Source organism: Schleiferilactobacillus harbinensis DSM 16991, assembly GCF_000425885.1.
In the GTDB taxonomy this organism is placed as follows: Bacteria; Bacillota; Bacilli; order Lactobacillales; family Lactobacillaceae; genus Schleiferilactobacillus; species Schleiferilactobacillus harbinensis.
Genome location: NZ_AUEH01000010.1, coordinates 1 through 18,114 on the forward strand (window position 1 = coordinate 1; position 18,114 = coordinate 18,114).

Genomic DNA, 18,114 nt, shown 5'->3' on the forward strand with positions numbered 1-18,114 from the left:
GTTTGGTAATAGTCTACCACAGCCAACTTCTGTTCCAGAGAGTAAACAGTCTTCGTATGTTTCCGCTTAAGAGATTCTAGTCCATGGGCTCGAGCCTGTTCAACCCATTCCCGGATTACTCTCGTTGCCGGGATACTGTATTTCGTGCAAAGTGCACTATATGATACACGCCCTGAAAGATACTCCTGCACAACTTGTAACTTTAATTCACTAGAATATTTGGTCATAAAAATGCCCCACAATCGTTAGAGTATCTGTCTAACAATTATGGGGCACTTCATTTGAGGGCATCGCCTTTTTTGTCTTTTCTTTCTACGCCCGCATTTTTCCGATGAAGAGTGAATTGTACAAGAACCTGTATTTGGGCATGACCCAGTTCAGTACACGGATGCGCAGTTATACCCACGCGGTGATGGACTTTTTAGCCAGCAAATTCGATATTTCCACCATGCACCAGGAACTGCAGCTGATCTTCTTCACTGAACTGACCACCTTGGCGCTGATGCCGGGGACGATCACCAACGCTCACCAGCTGGTGTACACCGCCATGCAGGGCGTGTACTGGAAGCCGGAATCCGGTCAGATGAAGTTCATCCACGTGGTGATCTCCCGCCTGCAGCGGCTCTCCACGGCATTCAGCGCACCCGGAGCAGAAGCGGTCCTGACCGAGCGCTTGACCATGACCCTGCTGCTGCTGCGCCATACCCGCCGCCAGTACCGCATCGGCCTCTTGACCAGCCACGACCTGCCCGTTAATTATTACCTGCGCAAGGCCCTGAACGAACAGATGACTGCCAACTTCAACGTGGTCGTCACCAACTACGATTCCACTCAGAGCTACGATATCATCCTCACCACCAGCATGGAGATGGCGGATCTGATGGGCATCAAGAATGACCTGCCCCTGATCCAGATGCAGGACTTCGGCACTGGTTCGGATTTCGTCGTCTTGTACTGGTATCTGGATACTCTGGTTTCCGGCTATCTCAGGACTGATCTGCCCGAGCCTTGAGCAGCGCATCCATCGTCTGATTCAACAGCGTATCCACAAACACATTCCCTGAATTCGTCGCATGGCCCTTGGTCCACTGCAGATCCAACTGTGAGAAATGCGGCAAGATTGCCGCCAGTTCCCGCCATAATTCCGCATTCACCAGCGGCTGGTTATTCGCCCGCTGCCAGCCGCGACGCTGCCAACCGCGCAACCAGCCTTTATTGATCGCATTCAACACATATTGGGAATCCAGCGTGGCTAAAATCGGCTCTTGGTTCAAGCCCAATTGTTCCAAACGGCGCAGCGCATTGAGCAGGCCCATGATTTCCATCCGATTGTTGGTGGCGCCAAATTCGCCTGCCGAGCCGCTGTATTTCTTCTTATCCTGGGTCACCAGCAAATAGGCCCAGGCCGCCACGTCCGATTGTTTCACGTGACCGCCGGCAACGTTGCCGGTATTCCGCGAACCGCCGTCGCTCCATAACGCGACGGTGTATTTTTTTTGCGGTTGACTTGGCGCATTGACCGCCGCGGCGGCTTTCGGCTTACTGGACGTCTTGGGTCCCCCAGCCGCCACCCACGCTGCCGCTTCCGTGCGGGTCGGAAAACTCTTATAGCGGGCACCGGGGAACCCGGCCACCAATTTTTGGGTCGTCGGCCAATCGGTAAAGACCCCCGTCTTTTTACCCCGCGCCACTGCATAATATTTCTTTGCCATGTCTTTGCTGCCTCCGTCTTTTTTCGATACCTTCCATCTTACCGGCCTGCTCGGCTGCCCACAAGCCCGATTCTGTGCGGCGGCTGGTGCCCTTTGTTATACTAAAGAGAGTGAAACTTCAAGAGAAAGCAGTGTGGCGTTGTGGAACAATTTGAAAAGTACCATCCAATTATGACTCCCCGGTTTACCTTCGATTGGCTGACCGTCTCCACGGTGAAAGACGTGTTTGCCCTGCGGCATGATCCGGCGGTTGCCGCCCAAACGAATCGGCCGGCAGACGCCGACATCAACCAAACCGTCGATTACATCAGCCACACCATGGTGGCCGTCATGCGCAACCGGCAGCTCACCTGGGGCATTACCGACCGGAGCGCCAAACAATTCGTCGGTATTTTTTCCCTCGACCCCATTGATGAAGACAGCGGCCAAGCCGGCCTGCACCTGGAATTGGTGCCTAAAGAACTGACGGCGGCGAGCGTGCGGGAAATCATCGGCCATATGTCGGCCTTTGCCTTTGCTGAACTCGGTCTCAGCTCCCTGACGATTTGGGTCCCCGCCGGCGATACCACGGTGCAGCCGACCTTAACGGCGCTGGGCTACAAGCCGGCGTCATACACCGGCGACGGTGCACCGGACGACTTTGATCTCTATCAGATCAGTCGAGCCGTCTCCATTACGCCGCCGGGCACTGAATAATCGGTATTAAGACCGACGACACCCGCCGGTCTTTTTGTTATTCTAACGGCAGAGAGTCTAGGAATTCGAAAAGGAGCTATTAGCCATGTACTTTCCCATGATGTGGTGGTGGGATCCCACCTTCTATTTAGTTATTATCGGTTTGGTGCTCTCCGGAGCGGCGTCGTGGTATGTCAACAGCACATTTCGTAAATACGACCAGGTCACCAGCCGATCCGGCGCCAGTGGTACCGATGCGGCCGCCTATATTCTGCGATCAGCCGGTATTCACGATGTCCAGATCAACCGGATTGCTGGTAATTTGACCGATAACTACAATGGCCGAGATAAAACGCTGAATCTATCCCAGTCTACGGCAGACTCCACGTCTGTCGCCGCCATTGGCGTGGCAGCCCACGAATGCGGCCACGCGGTGCAGGACAAGGTCCGCTATTGGCCCATGGCCCTGCGCGCCGGTATTGTCCCCATTGCTAATCTGGGCTCGTCACTCGCCCTGCCAATCATCTTAGTGGGCGTGCTGCTTGCCCATAGTCAATTGTTAATCAACATCGGCATCGCGGCCTTCTCCCTGGCCCTGCTCTTCCAACTGGTCACCCTGCCAGTGGAATTCAACGCCTCCCGCCGCGCCGTCAACATCCTCTCCAGCTCACCGCTGCTCTCCGGCGATGAAGTCGTGATGGTGAAGAAAGTCTTAACCGCAGCCGCTCTGACCTATGTGGCCGCTGCGCTGACGACGTTCCTGCAATTGCTCCGGTTAATCATTCTCTTCGGCGGCAATCGAGATAATAACTAAACTTAAACTTGCACTGTTTGGACCGTTTGACGAAAACGGTCTTTTTTCCGCCTCCAAATCGGCCTATCAAAAAATTGATCTAATTAACCCAATTTCCGTTTTCTTCAGCTGATAATTTGGAAAAGCTAGAATTGCCAAAAAACAGGGAGTAAAAAAATTCATTAGTTGCTTCAGAATTCAGCGTTCTATGGTGCGTTCTTGCTCAGACCACCGGTGTAATCACTAATTTCCAATTATGTGTACCCTTGTGTCCATTCTACTGTGCATACCAGTTTTTGTAGAATTATCTAGCAAGCTTTGACCGCTACAGCGATCAACACATTGATAGAACTCAGTTTCTGGTCTGAATTAGTGTAGCACAGTTAATGAAAGCCCTTTCAATAATGTGATATACTTACCTTAAATAAGTGGTACCAAACTAAAAGTGCGCACGGAAGATGAACAACTCATTACTCACCTCTACCGTAGACACATGCCGCTCCACACACATCTTCAGGAGAGGAGCGATTGCAATGAAAAAGGCAGCAAATTGGTTAGTTGCTGTTTTATTGATTGCCGCCCCACCAATTTGGCTAATCTTTCTCGCCGTACTCCAATCGTGGGTACGGGGCCCGGACGCCAACGGGCCTTTGTCAGTAGGACGTATGCTTGGGATCTACTTGTTACTGGGTCTTATTGGGTTTGGCGTAGTCGCAATCCTCAGTATCTTTACTCAACTCTTGCCAAAGCAATTATCAATTACCGCGTTGGCGATAAGTATTCTAGCTGATATGATTCTTTTTTGGCTGATTATTATGGGCTATGCCAGTCCTGTACTCCATGGTCAAACTGCGTATGCCGTTCTATACCTCACTCAATTATTTCCGATAATCATCGGCATCACCTTATTCTTTTTGGCCCGAGTAGTTGCATCGCGAGAAACTAAATCCTGAAACCCTTATCAAAGAGCAAAAAAATCTGGAGTATGCCGCGATGGCTTCTCCAGATTTTGTTTTGGTTTGTAAGCTTTGCCATTGGATAAAAACCGTTCCTGCCAGCAAGATGAACCCATGCGAGTACTTCAGTTTACCGCCAGTAATTATAAAAAGTCCCGCAAAATATCGTTAAACGCAGCTGGGACCTCCGCCATGATATCGTGCCCGCACCCATCAATCGATTGGGTCTGGATCTGCGGATTCCACTTGACCGCCCAGTCGGCATAGCCGTCAGGGAAATACGGGCTCTGCAAAGCACTGATCATTAGCGTCGGACAACTGATTTTTTCCACCACCGGCCGCCAATCGGCGCACAGGTGATCGCTGAGCAGTTCCTCCGCGGCGATGCGGAAGAACGGGTGGGCCTGCTCGGCCGCTTGCAACGGTTGGGCGACTGCCGGATCCAGACCCTGAAGCGTCTCATGGTGCCGGCTCATCAGTTGGAAGAACTGATGGACACTGGCCCGGTCGAGTCCCCGAAAACCGTACCACCAGTCCTGAGTGTTCACCATCTTCGGGCTTTGGTCCACCGTGACCACCGCCTTGACCGGAAACGCCGGATAATCTTTCAGAAACGCCCAGATGACGCTAGCGCCCATGGAATGACCGACCAGAATCGGGTCATGCACAGCCAACGCATTCAGCACCGTGTGCAGGTCCCCGGCCAGTTCTCGCAGACTGGTGGCGGTGTCGCCGCCGGAGGCACCCTGACCGCGGTAGTCCCAGGTGATGGCCTGATAACCCCAAGCGGTAACGGCTGGAATTTGCGCCGCCCAGATCTCCTTGAATCCGCCGAAGCCGTTCAAGAAAACGATGGGTTGACCCGTACCGGTAACCGTGACGGCAACAGGGGTATTTTCTGCCACTTGGATCTGCATATATTGGAAGCGTCCTTTCTGAACTGCTAAAGAATTGGGGAGAGAAGCCGGGAGAAGTACTGCTTGAAGCGCAGCCAGCGTGATTGCTTGGCGATCGCTTGGCGGGTCAATAACGTACTGTCTTTGATATCGGCGTTAAAGATGTCCGTAAACTGCTGGGACACGCGGGAATCGTAGATGAAGCAATTGGCTTCAAAGTTCAGCGCGTAACTGCGGATATCCTGATTCATGGAACCGACAGTGACCACCTTGTTGTCCATGACGGCAGTCTTGGCGTGGATAAAGCCTTTGTCGTAAATATAAATCTTGACCCCCGTTAAGGTCAATAGATTCGCGTAATACTGCGTGGCCCGGTAGATAAACGGATGGTCCGGCTTGTTGGGAATCATGATGCGGACGTCCACGCCAGAAGCGGCCGCCACCATCAGAGTATCGATCATACTGTCATCGGGGATCAAGTACGGGGTCTGAATCCAAACCGATTTTTCCGCCAGCATAATCATCCGCATCATACCGCCCTTCAGGATCTGAGCAGTGCTGTCCGGTCCATCGGAGACTAGCTGGATATTGGCATGGCCGTCCAGTTTGGGATCAGGATGGCGGAAGTATTTCGGCTGGAAGGTGATCAGCTCGCCATTACGGCCCACCGAGGCGTTCCAGTCCATGGCAAAGCGTTCCTGCAAGGACAGGACCGCGGTACCCTCCAGGCGGATCTGGGTATCCCGCCAATAACCGAACTTCTTCGTCGGTTCCACGTATTGGTCGCCGACGTTGAAACCGCCGGTGTAGCCGATGCGGCCATCGATCACCACGATCTTGCGGTGCAAGTGATAGTTCAGCCGAGTCTTGGCGACCACGTTTTGCGCGGTAATAAACGGCACCACCTGGCCGCCGGCGGCCTCATAGTCCCGGAACCAGCGGCGGCTGGTGTGCGGCGATCCCCAAGGATCATAGATCAGCCGGACTTCCAAGCCCTCTTTGGCTTTCTCCGTCAATAAATCAAGAAATTGATTGCCAATGTTGTCGTTGAAGAAAGCATAATACTCCACGTGGACGGTTTCTTTGGCGGCGCGGATATCCTGAAAAATCGCCTGGATCTGGGCTTGCCCATCCGTGTACACCTGGACGAAGTTCCGCTTGGTCAGCGGCGCGTCCTGGGCGTTCACGAAATAACGGATCAGCTGGCGGGCCGTGTGGGTGGTCGTATGGTCAGAGCGTTCATTATCCGGATCGGCTTTGTCGTCGGTGAGGATCATCTGCTTCAAGTGCTGCAACCCAATGTGTTCCCCATGGCTGATGTCGAATATTTTTTCTTGGGCTAAGCCGCGGCCGAGAAAGGCGTACAGTAAAAAGCCGACCACGGGCAAGAGGATCAGCACCATGAGCCAGGCCAGCGTACTGGCAATATTCCGGGGCCGGTGGAAAACCGTGACAATGGCTCCCACCGTGTTGAAGATCATTATGATGACGAAAATGGTGAGCGCGATACTCACGGCGGTCATACCTCCCAGTAAAACCTAGATAACTTTAGTATAAACGTTGGCGCGAGTGCTTGCCAAATAACGATTTTGTAAGGGGTATCAGGGATGGGCTCTCCCTCTAAACGGGCTCTGGCGACCAGAAGCTAGGTGATAAGGCAGGCCAGGCAAAAACCCAAACCCGAGGTTTGTGCCTGGCCTGCCTTATCACTACGCTTCTACCCGGTCGCCTGCGCCCTCTCTTACCCGAACAAACATTTCAGTTGCCTTCCTTGCCCCCATGCTATAAGATAGTGATGTAAGCATTTTACTTATTTTTTATTAGTGATAATTTCTCAAGGAGGCTTTTTTGCGATGGCTGATAAAATCAACGCGTCAGATGCAATGATCAAGGTATTGCTCGATTGGGGGATCGATACCATTTACGGACTGCCTGGTGGTTCCTTCGACTCCACCATGAACGCCCTGTATAATTTGAAGGATCGAATGCATTACATTCAGGTTCGCCATGAAGAAGTTGGGGCTTTGGCGGCTGCCGGACAAGCGAAAATCACGGGGAAGATCGCTGCTACCTTCGGCTCTGCCGGTCCTGGTGCGGTGCACTTGCTGAATGGGTTGTACGATGCGCAGTATGACCACGTGCCGGTTTTGGCCTTGGTTGGTCAGGTGCCAACCAGCATGATGAACACCAGCTACTTCCAGGAAATGAACGAGAACCCGATGTTTGCGGACGTTTCTGTATACAACCGGACGGCCATGACAGCGCAACAACTGCCGGCCGTCGTTGATGAAGCCATTCGGCAAGCAATTCGCCATAACGGTGTCGCTGTGGTGACCATTCCGAAGGATCTGGGCTGGACACCGATTGAAGATAACTATGTCAGCTCGGCCTTTACTTATCAAAAGGCAATTCTGCCGGAACCGGATCCTGATAAGATTGCGGAAGCGGCGAAGCTGTTGAATGCCGCCAAACGGCCGTTGATTTACATCGGGAAAGGGACCAAGGGTGCTGGCAAGGACGTTATTGCCTTGTCTGATAAACTCCACGCGCCGATCATGTCCACAGCGATTGCCAAGGGTATCGTGCCCGATGACACACCGGCTTACATGGGTGCGGCGGGCCGAGTCGCTACCAAGCCCGGGATAGAGATTTTGCAACAAGCCGACACCATTATCACGCTGGGGTCCGATATGCCGTTCCAAGGTTACTTTGAAAAACCGGATGCCACCTTTATCCAAGTGGACATTGACGGTACGAAGTTCACGCGCCGCCACAAGGTTGACTTGGCCATCTTGGCGGATGCCAAGAAGACCGTGCAAGCCTTGCTTGAAAAGGTTGACGAAAAGCCGGAAAGCGGCTGGTACCGCGCAGCATTGGCTAACCGCCAGAACTGGGACACCTGGGTATCCAGTTTCGAAGATGATGATCGCACGCCGTTGCGGGTTGAACCGATCTTCAAGGAAATCAATGCCATGGCCACCAACGATGCCATCTTCCAAGTCGATGTGGGTAACGTCACAATCGACGGCTTCCGCTTTTTGAAGTTGCATGATCAGCAGCGCTTCAGCACGTCTGCTTGGTACGCCACCATGGGTTATGGGGTGCCGGCCGCGATCGGCGCTCAAACCAAGTACCCGGATCGTCAAGTTTGGTCAATCTCCGGTGATGGCGGCTTCACGATGGTGATGCAAGATATTATTACCCAAGTGAAATACAAACTGCCGATTATCAACGTGATCTTGTCCAACCAGAGTCTGGGCTTCATTGAAGCGGAACAAGATGACAGCAAGCAGCCCCACTCTGGAGTGGCCCTGCAGGACGCCGACTTCGGTTTGGCCGCTAAGGCCATGGGTGCCACGGGCTTCACAGTCCACACCCTGCCTGAATTGAAGGAAGCCTTCGCCCAAGCCAAGACAGCGGACGGCCCGGTGGTCATCGACGTGCACATTGCCAACGATCGGCCGCTGCCGGTTGAACAATTGCAGATCGACCCGAAGACCCAAGACAAGGATGCCGTTGCCGCCTTCACCAAGAATTACGAGACGGAAGGTTTGATTCCATTGACAGACTTCTTGAGTAAAGAAAACGCCTAATTAGTCAGCGCTGCTTTTTTATTGATAGGATAAGACTTTAGTCGGTGGGCTGATTTGGCAGGCATGATATACTTGAAGGGATAAAGAAAGCAAGGGATGTGTACGATGAGCGACTGGTGGCTAATCTTCATGATCATCATGGACGCGGTATTGCTGACAGGCTGTATCGTCTCCATCTTCTGGCAAGCGCAAATTGTATTACGGGCGCACTATAATTACTGGCCATTTCTGCTTGGCTTAATGGTCGTTGGCTGGGGCTGGACCGGCACTGGCATTGCCAACAATTGGGTCCGCTGGCTGCTCGTTTTGTTTCTCGCCGGTTTCCTGCTGAATTGTATTCAAGCTGGCGTCGGCGGGATCGGCGACAAGCGGCTGGTGAACAACGGCTTTATTTCCAGTGTGATTCGTTACGACCGTTTGGCCGGGATCACGCTGGTGCCAGTCACTCTGCCCAACGGCAAGGACCGCGTGGTGGCCATCTTCATCACCACCACGCAGCGCCGGATTCAACTCACATTCTCCCAAGCATTGCCGACGATTCAGGAAGAATTGCGCAAGTTGGTCCCCGGGTCGACCCCGATTGAAATTCAGAATATTGAACAATAGTTTTTTAAATACAGCATCGGCCCGCGTTACTTCTCTTGGTGACGCGGGCCGATGCTTTTTCTTTTAATCGAGTGTCTAAAAAGATAATACTTCAGCTAGACATACCCCACCCGCCAATGGTATACTTACTAAAAGTAAGAAATTAATCCACTATGAGGAGATGGCAGTATGGCTACACTCACCACTGAAATGAAAGAAATGCTGAAAAATCAATTGCCCTTTTTAGCAACTACCAGTGCAGACGGAAAACCGCAAGTTGGACCAAAGGGGTCCTTGCACGTTCTAGATGCTTCCCACCTCATCTATTTCGAACATACTTTCCGCCATGCTTACACCAATTTGCGGCACAATCAGCAGGCCGCCGTCGCCGTAGCTGATCGTGCGGCTCAGAAGGGGTTTCGCTTCGAAGGCACAGCGCACATCCATGAAAATGACGACTACGCCAACCAGGTGTTGGGGAAAACCAAAATTTTCGACCGCTTTCCGCGCGCTGGCGTGGTGGTCATCGATGTGGAGCGGATCTTCAAACTAGACAACACGCTGGAAGCGGGAACGCAGCTAGCCTAAGGGCTGGGTTTTCCCACAAAAAGGCCAATAATACATAACCGGCGATGCCATCTCCCTAACCAGAGACAGCATCGCCGTTTGCGTATCAGTATCATTTGAATCAACTTTTTCGCGCCAAAAAGCGGAATACTGATTTTTCCTTCCAGAAAAACAGTGTTCCGCAATTAAGGTTTCTTAAATCGGACTACAGAATGTACTCGCTCTGCATATCCCGAATAAAGTCCGCGAATTCATCCCGGGCTCGGTTGATTGCTTCCAGGTTCTGCTTCGCCAGCAGTTGCAGGAAGTGCAGCCGTTCAGCCACGAACCGTTCCCGCACAGACCCAGTCGTCTCATGACTCAGCCGTTCCAATTGGGTCAGAATCAGTTGGTTCTCCGCTTCCTCCTTGGTCGGTACCTGAAATGCGGCGACGCGCGACCGTATCCGCGCCCGGTCCAGATCATTCAAATCATCCCGATCCAGAACAAAGACTGCCGTTGCAATTTGCTCGGTGGTGTCGTTGCGTATTGCTACAGCCAGATTCAAGTTGATATCGAAGGCAAACTGCACTGTGATCTGCCGCGCTGCCGCGGCACTGGGAATCGCTAATTCCCCTAAATATACATTATCCCGAGTATGCTGCTGTTCCCCTAAGAACACCGGCACACTCGTGATTTTCTCCCCAGAGTCAATGGTAAACGAACAGACGGCCTGACCGGGCAAGGCGTCGCCCCGATCTACGAGCGGCACAAAGAAATCCGTGACTTCCCCGTTCGCGGTTTCCTGGGTCGCTTGCGTGCCAAAAGAATGGGCGCTGATCGGCGCGAGAATCATTTCCCGCAGAGTCCGGTAAACCTGAGGCTGGCCAGCAACCGTCGCCAGCCCGATGGCCACCCGATCCCCGGGCATGGCACTCATCAGCGGCAAGCAGCGGCACATTTTCACCGCTTCTTGGCGCACCGCCGGCAGCTGGGCGGCAGCCCCAGCCAACACCACTTGATCGATATCCGTGAGGCGCAGTCCTGCACTGTGCAGAACTTGCGCCAACGGTACGCGCATTGCCCCTAGCAATGGCGCAAATACGTCTTTCAAGTGGGCTGCAGTCACACCATACGCGTAGTCCCGATCCCCAACGGTCAGCGTATTAGCTGCAGTCGGCGCGGTCTTTTTCAGCTCCGCCACCTGATCGAACAACTGCTGGTAAGCAGCTGTATCGATCCCGGTGAGATGCGCGCCAGCGGCAAAGTCCGCCACCAGTGCGTGGGTGAAGTCATTCCCGCCTAAGTGATTGGCCACCGCCTGCTGCATGATTTGGGTAGTCCCTTCCACCCGTTGCAGCAAGCTGACAGTGAACTGATCGGCCCCCATGTCCATGACCAAGATTCGCTGGACTTCAGTCGGCTCGGCTTGAACGGCCAATGCCGCCGCAGTGGCTTCACCAATTAGCCGAACGACGGTGAGCCCGGCCAACTTAGCCGCTTCAATGAGCGCCCCTCGCTGCCGATTATCAAAATAAGCCGGTACACTCAATACGGCCTCACTAACCGGTTCCTCAAGATAGCGGATTGCATCAGCCCGCAAACTCTTAAGGACTAAAGCGGTCAGTTCGATCGGTGTGTACTGCTGGCCGCGCAGCACATAACGCTTACGCGTACCCAAAAACGGCTTAAACCCAGCCGCTGTGGCCTGCGGGGCTAAAGCGCCGCGGGCTTTGGCGACCGCCCCCACGGTCACCTCGCCTTGGGGGGCAACATTGACCACAGTTGGTGTCAATTCGGCACCCCATGCATTAGGAATGATCCGAGCAGCATGGCCGTCAAAATAACCGACCATTGCGTTGGCTGTCCCAAAATCAATACCAATTACTGTCATTGCGGTACCCTCCTAAACCTTTAACCCTTTGAATCCAGTTTACGGGAGCCGGATACGATTTTTGATTTGATTTTTGAAGAAAATCTTTACTTTTGCTGAATGTGTTACCCAACATACAAAAAGTGGACCGGTCATTCTGGACCTAGTTCATCTGGGCGGAATCATTAGCGGCATAGAACTCTGTTGAGTATCCAGCGGCATCTTGCTGCAAATCGAAAGTCGTCATTCTGTTATGCCCACTCCTTCATCGCATCAGATTTGTCTAATCTTCTATATCAGCATAAAATGAACGCTTACGAAATTCGGCCTCCAAGATACTGACATATAAGGTATGATAGGGCTATCATATGTTTTTCGGGAGGTACTACCATGACTGCACTTGAAGAAAAATTTGCCCGGATGGCGACTGGCAAACCCTATAACGATTTAGACCCGCAACTGATTGCGATCCGTGCTGAGGCCACGCGTCTGACCACCGCGCTCAATCAGGCAGCAGATATCCATACACGCCTTGCCCGATTCCGGGAGCTGGTCGGCAGTGCCGGGACTGACCCGATGATCGAACCAAACTTCCGGGTGGAGTTTGGCCGCAACATCCACGTCGGCGACCACTTCTATGCTAACTATGATTGTGTGCTGCTGGATGGCGCACCGATTACGATTGGCGATCGCGTGCTGTTTGGCCCCAAGGTCGGCCTTTACACCAGCAACCATTTGCTTGATCCGACAGAACGAGAGGCAGGCGGCTGCACCGCGCAACCGATTACGATCGGTGACCGGGTCTGGCTGGCGGCTAACGTCACCGTGCTGCCCGGCGTGACCATTGGCGCTAATACCGTTGTTGGGGCAGGCAGCGTGGTCACCCATGATCTGCCGGCGAACGTGGTCGCCGCGGGTAATCCATGTCAGATTCTGCACGAAATTACTGCGACGGATAAGACAGGATTCAATGGCGTGGACATGGGGTGAAAAATAACCAGGGTCAGAAATCGCGCGCTGCTTTCTGATCCTGGTTATTTTTGATTCTCACTATGACTCGAACGTTATGTTGACCTACCAACAACTACTAAGCCGTAATGGCTGCGTCCGGAAAGGTCACTTGCAGCCATTGCAGACTCAGCTTCAGCCACGGCGTCACGGTCGGCTCCAAGTCATTGCCGAGGCGGCCGTTCGTCACTGCATTAGCCAACGACAACCCATGGTGTCCCTGAGGAAAGATGTGCAGCGCAAATGGCACGTTGGCTTGATCCAAAGCACTGGCAAATTGCAGACTGTTCTGCACCGGCACCACTGCATCCGTGGCAGTCGCCCAGAGGAACGTCGGCGGCGTATTCGCCGTGACTTGCTGCTGTAATTCCGTGGCTTCTTTAAGCAAAGGCCCATCCTGGGCATGCACCGCCTGCTGCATCGGATCTGGGCCATCGTGAACCGCCGCCGTCGCGCTCAACGAAACAACGGCGTAACCCAGCAGCAGCGCATTCGCCCGAATATCCGCGGCCTGGTAGCCCTGTTTGACCATAAACGGCTGGTCTGCCAGCGTTGCCAAGCCGGCCGCCAGATGCCCACCGGCAGAAAAGCCGAGCGTCGCCACTTGATTCGGATTCAAATACCAGGCATCGGCATGCGCCCGAATCTGGTGCATCGCTTCCGCGGCTTCCAGCAATTGGGCCGGCCAGGCCACCGGCAAGACAGAATACCGCAGGACGAAGGCCTGGAAACCATGACTGGCGTAGGCCAGCGCCACCGGCTCGGCCTCCCGGTCGGAGACCATCGTGTAGCCGCCGCCAGGAATCACCAAGATTGCCGGCCGGTGGTCCTTCCCCGGCATTTCTGCACTCGGCGTCTGAATATAGCCGGTCAAGGTGGCCGATTGGGTCAGCGGCGTGGTCAGAGTCTGTTGAATCAGTTCCATATACAAAGACCTGCTTTCTTAAGAAATCGGATTCACCCATATTGTACTGTTTTCAAAAGAAGCGCAACACACATATCTGATCCATTATCTAAAAAAATGCTCTCCCCCTTTGTGACCAGCATCGTCAAAGATCGCGGCACGCATCGCAGCCTTGTTGATGATATCAGCAAAGCGCGGCAGTGGGGGAAAGCATTCAGCGACGCGGCGTGATACTTCAAGACCCCAGCCACCGTAGTCGGGGTCTTTCCGTTACCCAACGCATCGCCCACAGTGGCATTCCAATCCAGCCAGGTCAGGTGCAGCCGGTCCAAGCTCTGCCAGGACATATGGCCGCCGAGAACGGCAACTGCGGCGAGCACCGCGAGGATATTACGAATACGCATCAGGAAATGTCACTCCGATTTCTAGTAGGTTGTTGAACGTAGGTACTAATACACGCCCGCCATTCTATCAGAAAAAAGGGCAAAGAAAAAGCACCTAGCTTATGGGGGTTGCCCACCGTGGCCGGTGCTTCATAACTGGTTTAAGGTCGAGCAATTACTTGCTCTCGTCTGCCTTAGCCCGTTGAGCCAAGAATTCAAGTACTTTGGTCGTGTGAGCAACCCGTTCCTTGGAGTTAGCTTGGGATACCGGCCGACGGTTGTTGGAAACACCTGTATGAGTATTTTGTGACACGATGACGTCCCCCTTTCTTTCTGCACATATACTGATTTACGATACCGTAATTGGGACCTCGCGTCAATAGCCGTGCTGGACTAAATTCAGAAAACCGGCCTGAGTCTGGCCTGGATTGACCCGCACCCGATGGAGGGCGTACATGCCCTGACTGGCAGCCGCCAATCCTGGCGTCGTGGTCAAACCGATCTGGTAGCCGGCGGCCTTGGCATATTGCAAAGTGGCGGCGTTATAGCGGCCCACCGGGTAGGCAATCGTGTTGGGCGCCGTACCCGTGATCTGGGCCAGCGCTTGGCGGGAATTCGTTAATTCTGTTTGCTGGCGGGCGTTGGCCAGTTTGTTCAGCTCCAGGTGGCTGACGGTGTGCGAGGCGAAGTCGACGTTGTTCTGCTGCATCGTTTTGATCATCTCGGCGGTCAGGTTCCAATTGCTGCCGACAGAACCGCTGATTTCGTTGATCGTCACCCGGCTGTTGGTTGCTTTGAACATCGGCAAACCGGTGGTGTACATGCTGCGATAACCATCATCGAAGGTGATCCAGACGATCTTGGTCTGGGGCACTTTATTTTCAGAAAGCACCGTATAGGCCTCGGCGGGGGTTAGCTCATAGTACCCTGCCTGTTTCAGCCAAGTGAGCTGATTTTTCAGTTGGTCCGCCGGCATCATCAGGGTGTTGCCCTGGCCGATGTCGTGGTACATCAGAATCGGCAGCTGCACCGGGGTGCTTTGTTTCTGCCATTTGCTCAATGGTATCCGGTCACTGGTCACGGCCGCCTGAACGACGTTTTTCCGTGGCTTTGGTTGACTGCTGGCCTGCCGACTGGTACTGCTATTAGCTTTCGTCCGGACTCGGGCCACCCGCTCATGGACGACGGGCTGCGCGGCATGCCGATAATATGCGACGCCGCCGACAATCCCCCCCAGTACCATCAGCAGCGCGATGAGACTCGCTACGACCACGCGTCCCGTTTTCTTCATGCTAATCTTCCCCCATTACTGTGTAATCTTTTTTTCGCCCCCATTGTAATCCATCGCCTCGGGTTTGCCATGCCGGAACGCTTGGGTCACTGATCGTCTTTTTTATTCTGATCATGCTGCTGCTTAGTGAACGCCTGCAACCGCTGTTTGACTTCTTTGGCCCGGGGATCGTTCTGGCGCTGGGCCATGGCGAACGCCCGCCACTGGTCCTGGGTCAATTGCCGCCCGACATCCCGGGCATCGCCGTTGACCGCCGTATCCGGTGCCGGAGTGACTTTCGTATCCAGCCACTGCTGTAAAATATTGGTCCAGTCCTGGGGTGCGGCTTTCTTCCCTTGCCGCACTTGCTGCTGCCGGGAGCGCTGGACCTGGCGCTGGAACTTGCGCATCTGCTCTGGCGTTAAATGCAAATACTCCGACCGCTGATCCGGCGTCAGTTGCTCCGCGTCGTGCATCTGTTGACGGGTGCTGCCGGTGAACAGCAAGTCCCGCACCGGATAGGACAGGTAGAACCAGACAGCGATAAACGGCCAGAACCAGGCGATCACCAGCAAGACGGCGGTCCAAATCATGAACAGCGGGTTCTGGGCGCCGTATATTTTTCCATAAACCTGGCGCATTTGCGACTTATCCGTATATTGAAAATGGACAATGGCCTTGGCCAGCAGCCGGAACGTAAAGGACAGCAGGAGGTTCAAAATGCCATAGGCCATCACCGTAGTACGCGTCGTGTTCGAAGCCATCATATTGGTGGCCAAGGGCGTCAGGGATAAGACGGCGAGAAAAGGGAAATCGTAGACCATGATCCGGTAGGTCATGTCCTCGATTTCCTCAAAGGCTGTGGCGTGCTGGTACCACATATTGGCCACCAGCGCGAAACTAATCCCGTAAATTCCCACTTCTTTGGCCAGACTCAAGTAGGCCGGCCAACTGTCCTTCAGTACCGGCGTCAGGTCCAAGACCATGATTGTCATGATGATGGCAATGACCGCATCACTATAGGCATCCAGCCGGGATTTCAACTTTTTCATTGTGTAACGTCCCCCTTAATGGGAACATCTTACACCCGCTCGACCAGAAATGCGCACCGGACTTTAGGCCCAAATTTATTCCAATTGCTTACGAATCACACCGGAAATGAAATCCACCCGCATGACCATGAATCACTCCCACGATCTGATTTGGTTAACTCATTTGTATTATACCAACGTTGTCCGTTGAATTATTGAACGTTTGGGTGCCGGTTTAACGCTGGGCCGACGGTGTGCGGCCAAAGTGCTTCTTAAACAGTTTCGAGAAGTACAACGGGTCCAAGTACCCCACCCGGTTGGCTACTTCCTTGATCGTCAACTGATCATTCTGTAATAACTCCTCCGCCCGCTGCAGCCGAATCCGGGTTAAGTAATTACTCGGCGTCTCGCCCGTCACCGTCTTAAACAGCCGCGACAAGTGGGCATTACTGACGTGCAGACTGGCCGCCAAGCGGGCTAATGAGACATCCTCATCATAGTGGGCATTCAAATAATAGGTGGCCTGGGTCACCAGGGCTTGCGCCTCTGCCGGCGAATCCGACGGCTGCTCGCCGCCCAGGATCTGGTCATCGGCGACACAGTTCTCCGGCAGTGCCCGCAGCAAATACACCAGCAGCTCAGTGACCATCGCCCGTTCCAGCAGCTGCTTGCCCAGTGCCTGGCGATGATTTTCGTCGATCAATTGATGGACCACGGCAAAAAAATCATGCCACTGATTACCCAAATCGATCACGGAATTGGCAAAGGGCAGTTTATCGCTGCCGATCCCTGGCAGAACAAAGTTGCGAAAGCCGATGTGCACTTGGTAGCTGAAGGTCCCCATTGGTTGACTGTCTTGATGCCAGGTATGCGGATTAAAAACCAGTACTTGTCCCTTCGTAATATGATGGTGCTGGTCCCCAATCAAGTAATCTGCGCACCCGTCGACCATGATCGAAATCTCAGGGAAGTCATGCTGATGGTAACGGCTATCGCCGACCTTGGTATTCTGGTAAGGAAACACGTAGAGCACTTCCGGTACCGTGCCGGACATATCCAGCATACTGACCAACTCCCTCCGGTGCTCTTGATTGCTCTATTATACCGCTTACAGAATATAAAAGCGGCCTCATCGCTAAAACGATGAACCCGCCAAAATAAGCTGCTGATTAGTCATTCACCGCGACCAGACGCACTTCTCGGATATTAGGGTACATGGACAGATCGTCGATCACATCGGCATACGTCAGCAGCCGGGGCAGATCAATGGTAAACGTATTGCGATAGATCCGCTCATTCTCGATGATCTGCACCTCGAACGTGACATCTTCGATCTCGATATTCTTTTTCTCAAAATAGTTATTAATGAACTCTTTAGTCTCCTGCCGGTGCACGTACTGAATTTCCAAGTTGTTGATCTTGCGCACCTTGACCAGTTTTTGCACCAACGACAGCGAAAACATAATTGCCGCAAAGCCGACAAAAACCACCTGATAATAGCCCATCCCGATGGCAATACCGACCGCAGCCACCGCCCATAGCGAAGCGGCCGTCGTCAGCCCCATGACCCGCTGCTTCGTCACGATGATCGTCCCCGCCCCGAGAAAGCCGATGCCGCTGACCACTTGGGCGATGAGCCGGGACTGATCATACTTGATCACCGTGGCCAGCTTGGGATACGCGCGGACCAAAGAAAACGCCTCTTCGGCGATCGACTGTTGGGTTAAGGCAATAATGGTGGCCCCAATACAGACCAAAATGTGAGTTCGAATCCCCGCCGGCCGGTTCTTGTGCTCCCGCTCAAAACCTACACAACCGGCAATGATGATTGACAGGGTCAATCGGATAACAACTTCCTTCAACGACAAGTTCAACACCGCAGCGCGCTC

The 18,114-nt window shown here is 53.5% G+C and carries 20 protein-coding genes; 8 read left to right on the top strand and 12 right to left on the bottom strand.

What is annotated here, in order from left to right; genetic code table 11:
- Positions 1–227, bottom strand: a 227-nt coding sequence (locus H627_RS20870; RefSeq protein WP_155827896.1) for a helix-turn-helix domain-containing protein, incomplete at its 3' end; no start/stop codon positions are given.
- Positions 228–331: 104 nt separating this feature from the next.
- Here H627_RS20870 and H627_RS0104370 point away from each other — a divergent pair.
- Positions 332–1,012: a hypothetical protein gene (locus H627_RS0104370; RefSeq protein WP_152319355.1), complete on the top strand. Its 681-nt coding sequence runs from the start codon at positions 332–334 to the stop codon at positions 1,010–1,012.
- Here the strand turns inward: H627_RS0104370 and H627_RS0104375 are convergent.
- Complete coding sequence (locus tag H627_RS0104375) at positions 987–1,712, bottom strand: ribonuclease H family protein (protein WP_027827948.1); 726 nt, start codon at positions 1,710–1,712, stop codon at positions 987–989. The two genes, H627_RS0104370 and H627_RS0104375, sit on opposite strands and share 26 nt — an antisense overlap.
- Before the next feature lie 141 nt (positions 1,713–1,853).
- Here H627_RS0104375 and H627_RS16980 point away from each other — a divergent pair, with 141 nt between their 5' ends.
- The 3 genes from H627_RS16980 (at position 1,854) to H627_RS0104390 (ending at position 4,133) form a co-directional block, all read left to right on the top strand.
- On the top strand, positions 1,854–2,408 hold the full coding sequence (locus tag H627_RS16980; RefSeq protein WP_051225170.1) for a GNAT family N-acetyltransferase: 555 nt from the start codon (positions 1,854–1,856) through the stop codon (positions 2,406–2,408).
- A gap of 85 nt (positions 2,409–2,493) precedes the next feature.
- The gene (locus H627_RS0104385) at positions 2,494–3,201 is read left to right on the top strand and encodes a zinc metallopeptidase (protein WP_027827949.1); all 708 of its coding nucleotides are present in this window, start codon (positions 2,494–2,496) and stop codon (positions 3,199–3,201) included.
- Between the two features lie 512 nt (positions 3,202–3,713).
- Positions 3,714–4,133, top strand: coding sequence for a hypothetical protein (locus H627_RS0104390; protein WP_027827950.1), 420 nt, complete (start codon positions 3,714–3,716; stop codon positions 4,131–4,133).
- A gap of 146 nt (positions 4,134–4,279) precedes the next feature.
- Here the strand turns inward: H627_RS0104390 and H627_RS0104395 are convergent, their stop codons facing one another.
- Positions 4,280–5,053 carry an alpha/beta fold hydrolase gene (locus tag H627_RS0104395; protein ID WP_027827951.1) on the bottom strand — a complete coding sequence of 258 codons (774 nt, stop codon included), beginning with the start codon at positions 5,051–5,053 and terminating at the stop codon, positions 4,280–4,282.
- A gap of 26 nt (positions 5,054–5,079) precedes the next feature.
- Positions 5,080–6,546: a cardiolipin synthase gene (gene cls, locus H627_RS0104400; RefSeq protein ID WP_027827952.1), complete on the bottom strand. Its 1,467-nt coding sequence runs from the start codon at positions 6,544–6,546 to the stop codon at positions 5,080–5,082.
- Positions 6,547–6,885: 339 nt separating this feature from the next.
- Between cls and spxB the strand changes: the two genes are divergently transcribed.
- The 3 genes from spxB (at position 6,886) to H627_RS0104415 (ending at position 9,798) form a co-directional block, all read left to right on the top strand.
- Positions 6,886–8,625 (top strand): pyruvate oxidase, encoded by a 1,740-nt coding sequence (gene spxB / locus H627_RS0104405; protein ID WP_027827953.1) that lies wholly within the window; start codon positions 6,886–6,888, stop codon positions 8,623–8,625.
- Between the two features lie 105 nt (positions 8,626–8,730).
- Positions 8,731–9,231: a hypothetical protein gene (locus tag H627_RS0104410; RefSeq protein WP_035439952.1), complete on the top strand. Its 501-nt coding sequence runs from the start codon at positions 8,731–8,733 to the stop codon at positions 9,229–9,231.
- A 168-nt stretch (positions 9,232–9,399) separates the two neighbouring features.
- A complete protein-coding gene (locus H627_RS0104415) occupies positions 9,400–9,798 on the top strand; it encodes a pyridoxamine 5'-phosphate oxidase family protein (RefSeq protein ID WP_027827955.1) in 399 nt (132 codons plus the stop codon).
- 184 nt (positions 9,799–9,982) lie between these two features.
- Here the strand turns inward: H627_RS0104415 and H627_RS0104420 are convergent, their stop codons facing one another.
- Entirely contained in the window at positions 9,983–11,650 is a 1,668-nt protein-coding gene (locus H627_RS0104420) for an Hsp70 family protein (RefSeq protein ID WP_027827956.1), read from the bottom strand.
- Between the two features lie 369 nt (positions 11,651–12,019).
- Between H627_RS0104420 and H627_RS0104430 the strand changes: the two genes are divergently transcribed.
- A complete protein-coding gene (locus H627_RS0104430) occupies positions 12,020–12,619 on the top strand; it encodes a sugar O-acetyltransferase (RefSeq protein ID WP_035439954.1) in 600 nt (199 codons plus the stop codon).
- A gap of 97 nt (positions 12,620–12,716) precedes the next feature.
- On the opposite strand, the gene H627_RS0104435 is transcribed toward H627_RS0104430, so the two are convergent.
- The 7 genes from H627_RS0104435 to H627_RS0104460 all read right to left on the bottom strand — a co-directional run bounded on the left by H627_RS0104435 (position 12,717) and on the right by H627_RS0104460 (position 18,102).
- Complete coding sequence (locus tag H627_RS0104435) at positions 12,717–13,562, bottom strand: alpha/beta hydrolase (RefSeq protein WP_027827958.1); 846 nt, start codon at positions 13,560–13,562, stop codon at positions 12,717–12,719.
- A gap of 32 nt (positions 13,563–13,594) precedes the next feature.
- Entirely contained in the window at positions 13,595–13,945 is a 351-nt protein-coding gene (locus tag H627_RS0104440) for a hypothetical protein (RefSeq protein WP_027827959.1), read from the bottom strand.
- A 154-nt stretch (positions 13,946–14,099) separates the two neighbouring features.
- On the bottom strand, positions 14,100–14,237 hold the full coding sequence (locus tag H627_RS20415) for a hypothetical protein (RefSeq protein WP_162921621.1): 138 nt from the start codon (positions 14,235–14,237) through the stop codon (positions 14,100–14,102).
- 63 nt (positions 14,238–14,300) lie between these two features.
- A complete protein-coding gene (locus tag H627_RS0104445) occupies positions 14,301–15,215 on the bottom strand; it encodes a polysaccharide deacetylase family protein (RefSeq protein ID WP_051225171.1) in 915 nt (304 codons plus the stop codon).
- An 86-nt stretch (positions 15,216–15,301) separates the two neighbouring features.
- Positions 15,302–16,246, bottom strand: coding sequence for a TMEM175 family protein (locus tag H627_RS16985; protein ID WP_051225172.1), 945 nt, complete (start codon positions 16,244–16,246; stop codon positions 15,302–15,304).
- Between the two features lie 214 nt (positions 16,247–16,460).
- A complete protein-coding gene (locus H627_RS0104455; protein ID WP_027827961.1) occupies positions 16,461–17,288 on the bottom strand; it encodes an AraC family transcriptional regulator in 828 nt (275 codons plus the stop codon).
- 106 nt (positions 17,289–17,394) lie between these two features.
- The gene (locus H627_RS0104460) at positions 17,395–18,102 is read right to left on the bottom strand and encodes an MgtC/SapB family protein (RefSeq protein WP_146994323.1); all 708 of its coding nucleotides are present in this window, start codon (positions 18,100–18,102) and stop codon (positions 17,395–17,397) included.
- Positions 18,103–18,114 lie beyond the last annotated feature (12 nt).

Bases quoted from the DNA above. Each gene is read 5' to 3' on its own strand.
- H627_RS0104390 (WP_027827950.1), top strand. From the start codon at position 3,714: ATGAAAAAGGCAGCAAATTGGTTAGTTGCTGTTTTATTGATTGCCGCC.
- H627_RS0104410 (WP_035439952.1), top strand. From the start codon at position 8,731: ATGAGCGACTGGTGGCTAATCTTCATGATCATCATGGACGCGGTATTG.
- H627_RS16985 (WP_051225172.1), bottom strand. From the start codon at position 16,246: ATGAAAAAGTTGAAATCCCGGCTGGATGCCTATAGTGATGCGGTCATT.
- H627_RS0104375 (WP_027827948.1), bottom strand. From the start codon at position 1,712: ATGGCAAAGAAATATTATGCAGTGGCGCGGGGTAAAAAGACGGGGGTC.
- H627_RS0104370 (WP_152319355.1), top strand. From the start codon at position 332: ATGAAGAGTGAATTGTACAAGAACCTGTATTTGGGCATGACCCAGTTC.
- H627_RS0104395 (WP_027827951.1), bottom strand. From the start codon at position 5,053: ATGCAGATCCAAGTGGCAGAAAATACCCCTGTTGCCGTCACGGTTACC.
- spxB (WP_027827953.1), top strand. From the start codon at position 6,886: ATGGCTGATAAAATCAACGCGTCAGATGCAATGATCAAGGTATTGCTC.
- H627_RS0104455 (WP_027827961.1), bottom strand. From the start codon at position 17,288: ATGCTGGATATGTCCGGCACGGTACCGGAAGTGCTCTACGTGTTTCCT.
- H627_RS0104430 (WP_035439954.1), top strand. From the start codon at position 12,020: ATGACTGCACTTGAAGAAAAATTTGCCCGGATGGCGACTGGCAAACCC.
- H627_RS0104415 (WP_027827955.1), top strand. From the start codon at position 9,400: ATGGCTACACTCACCACTGAAATGAAAGAAATGCTGAAAAATCAATTG.
- H627_RS0104420 (WP_027827956.1), bottom strand. From the start codon at position 11,650: ATGACAGTAATTGGTATTGATTTTGGGACAGCCAACGCAATGGTCGGT.
- H627_RS0104435 (WP_027827958.1), bottom strand. From the start codon at position 13,562: ATGGAACTGATTCAACAGACTCTGACCACGCCGCTGACCCAATCGGCC.
- H627_RS0104385 (WP_027827949.1), top strand. From the start codon at position 2,494: ATGTACTTTCCCATGATGTGGTGGTGGGATCCCACCTTCTATTTAGTT.
- H627_RS0104445 (WP_051225171.1), bottom strand. From the start codon at position 15,215: ATGAAGAAAACGGGACGCGTGGTCGTAGCGAGTCTCATCGCGCTGCTG.
- H627_RS0104440 (WP_027827959.1), bottom strand. From the start codon at position 13,945: ATGCGTATTCGTAATATCCTCGCGGTGCTCGCCGCAGTTGCCGTTCTC.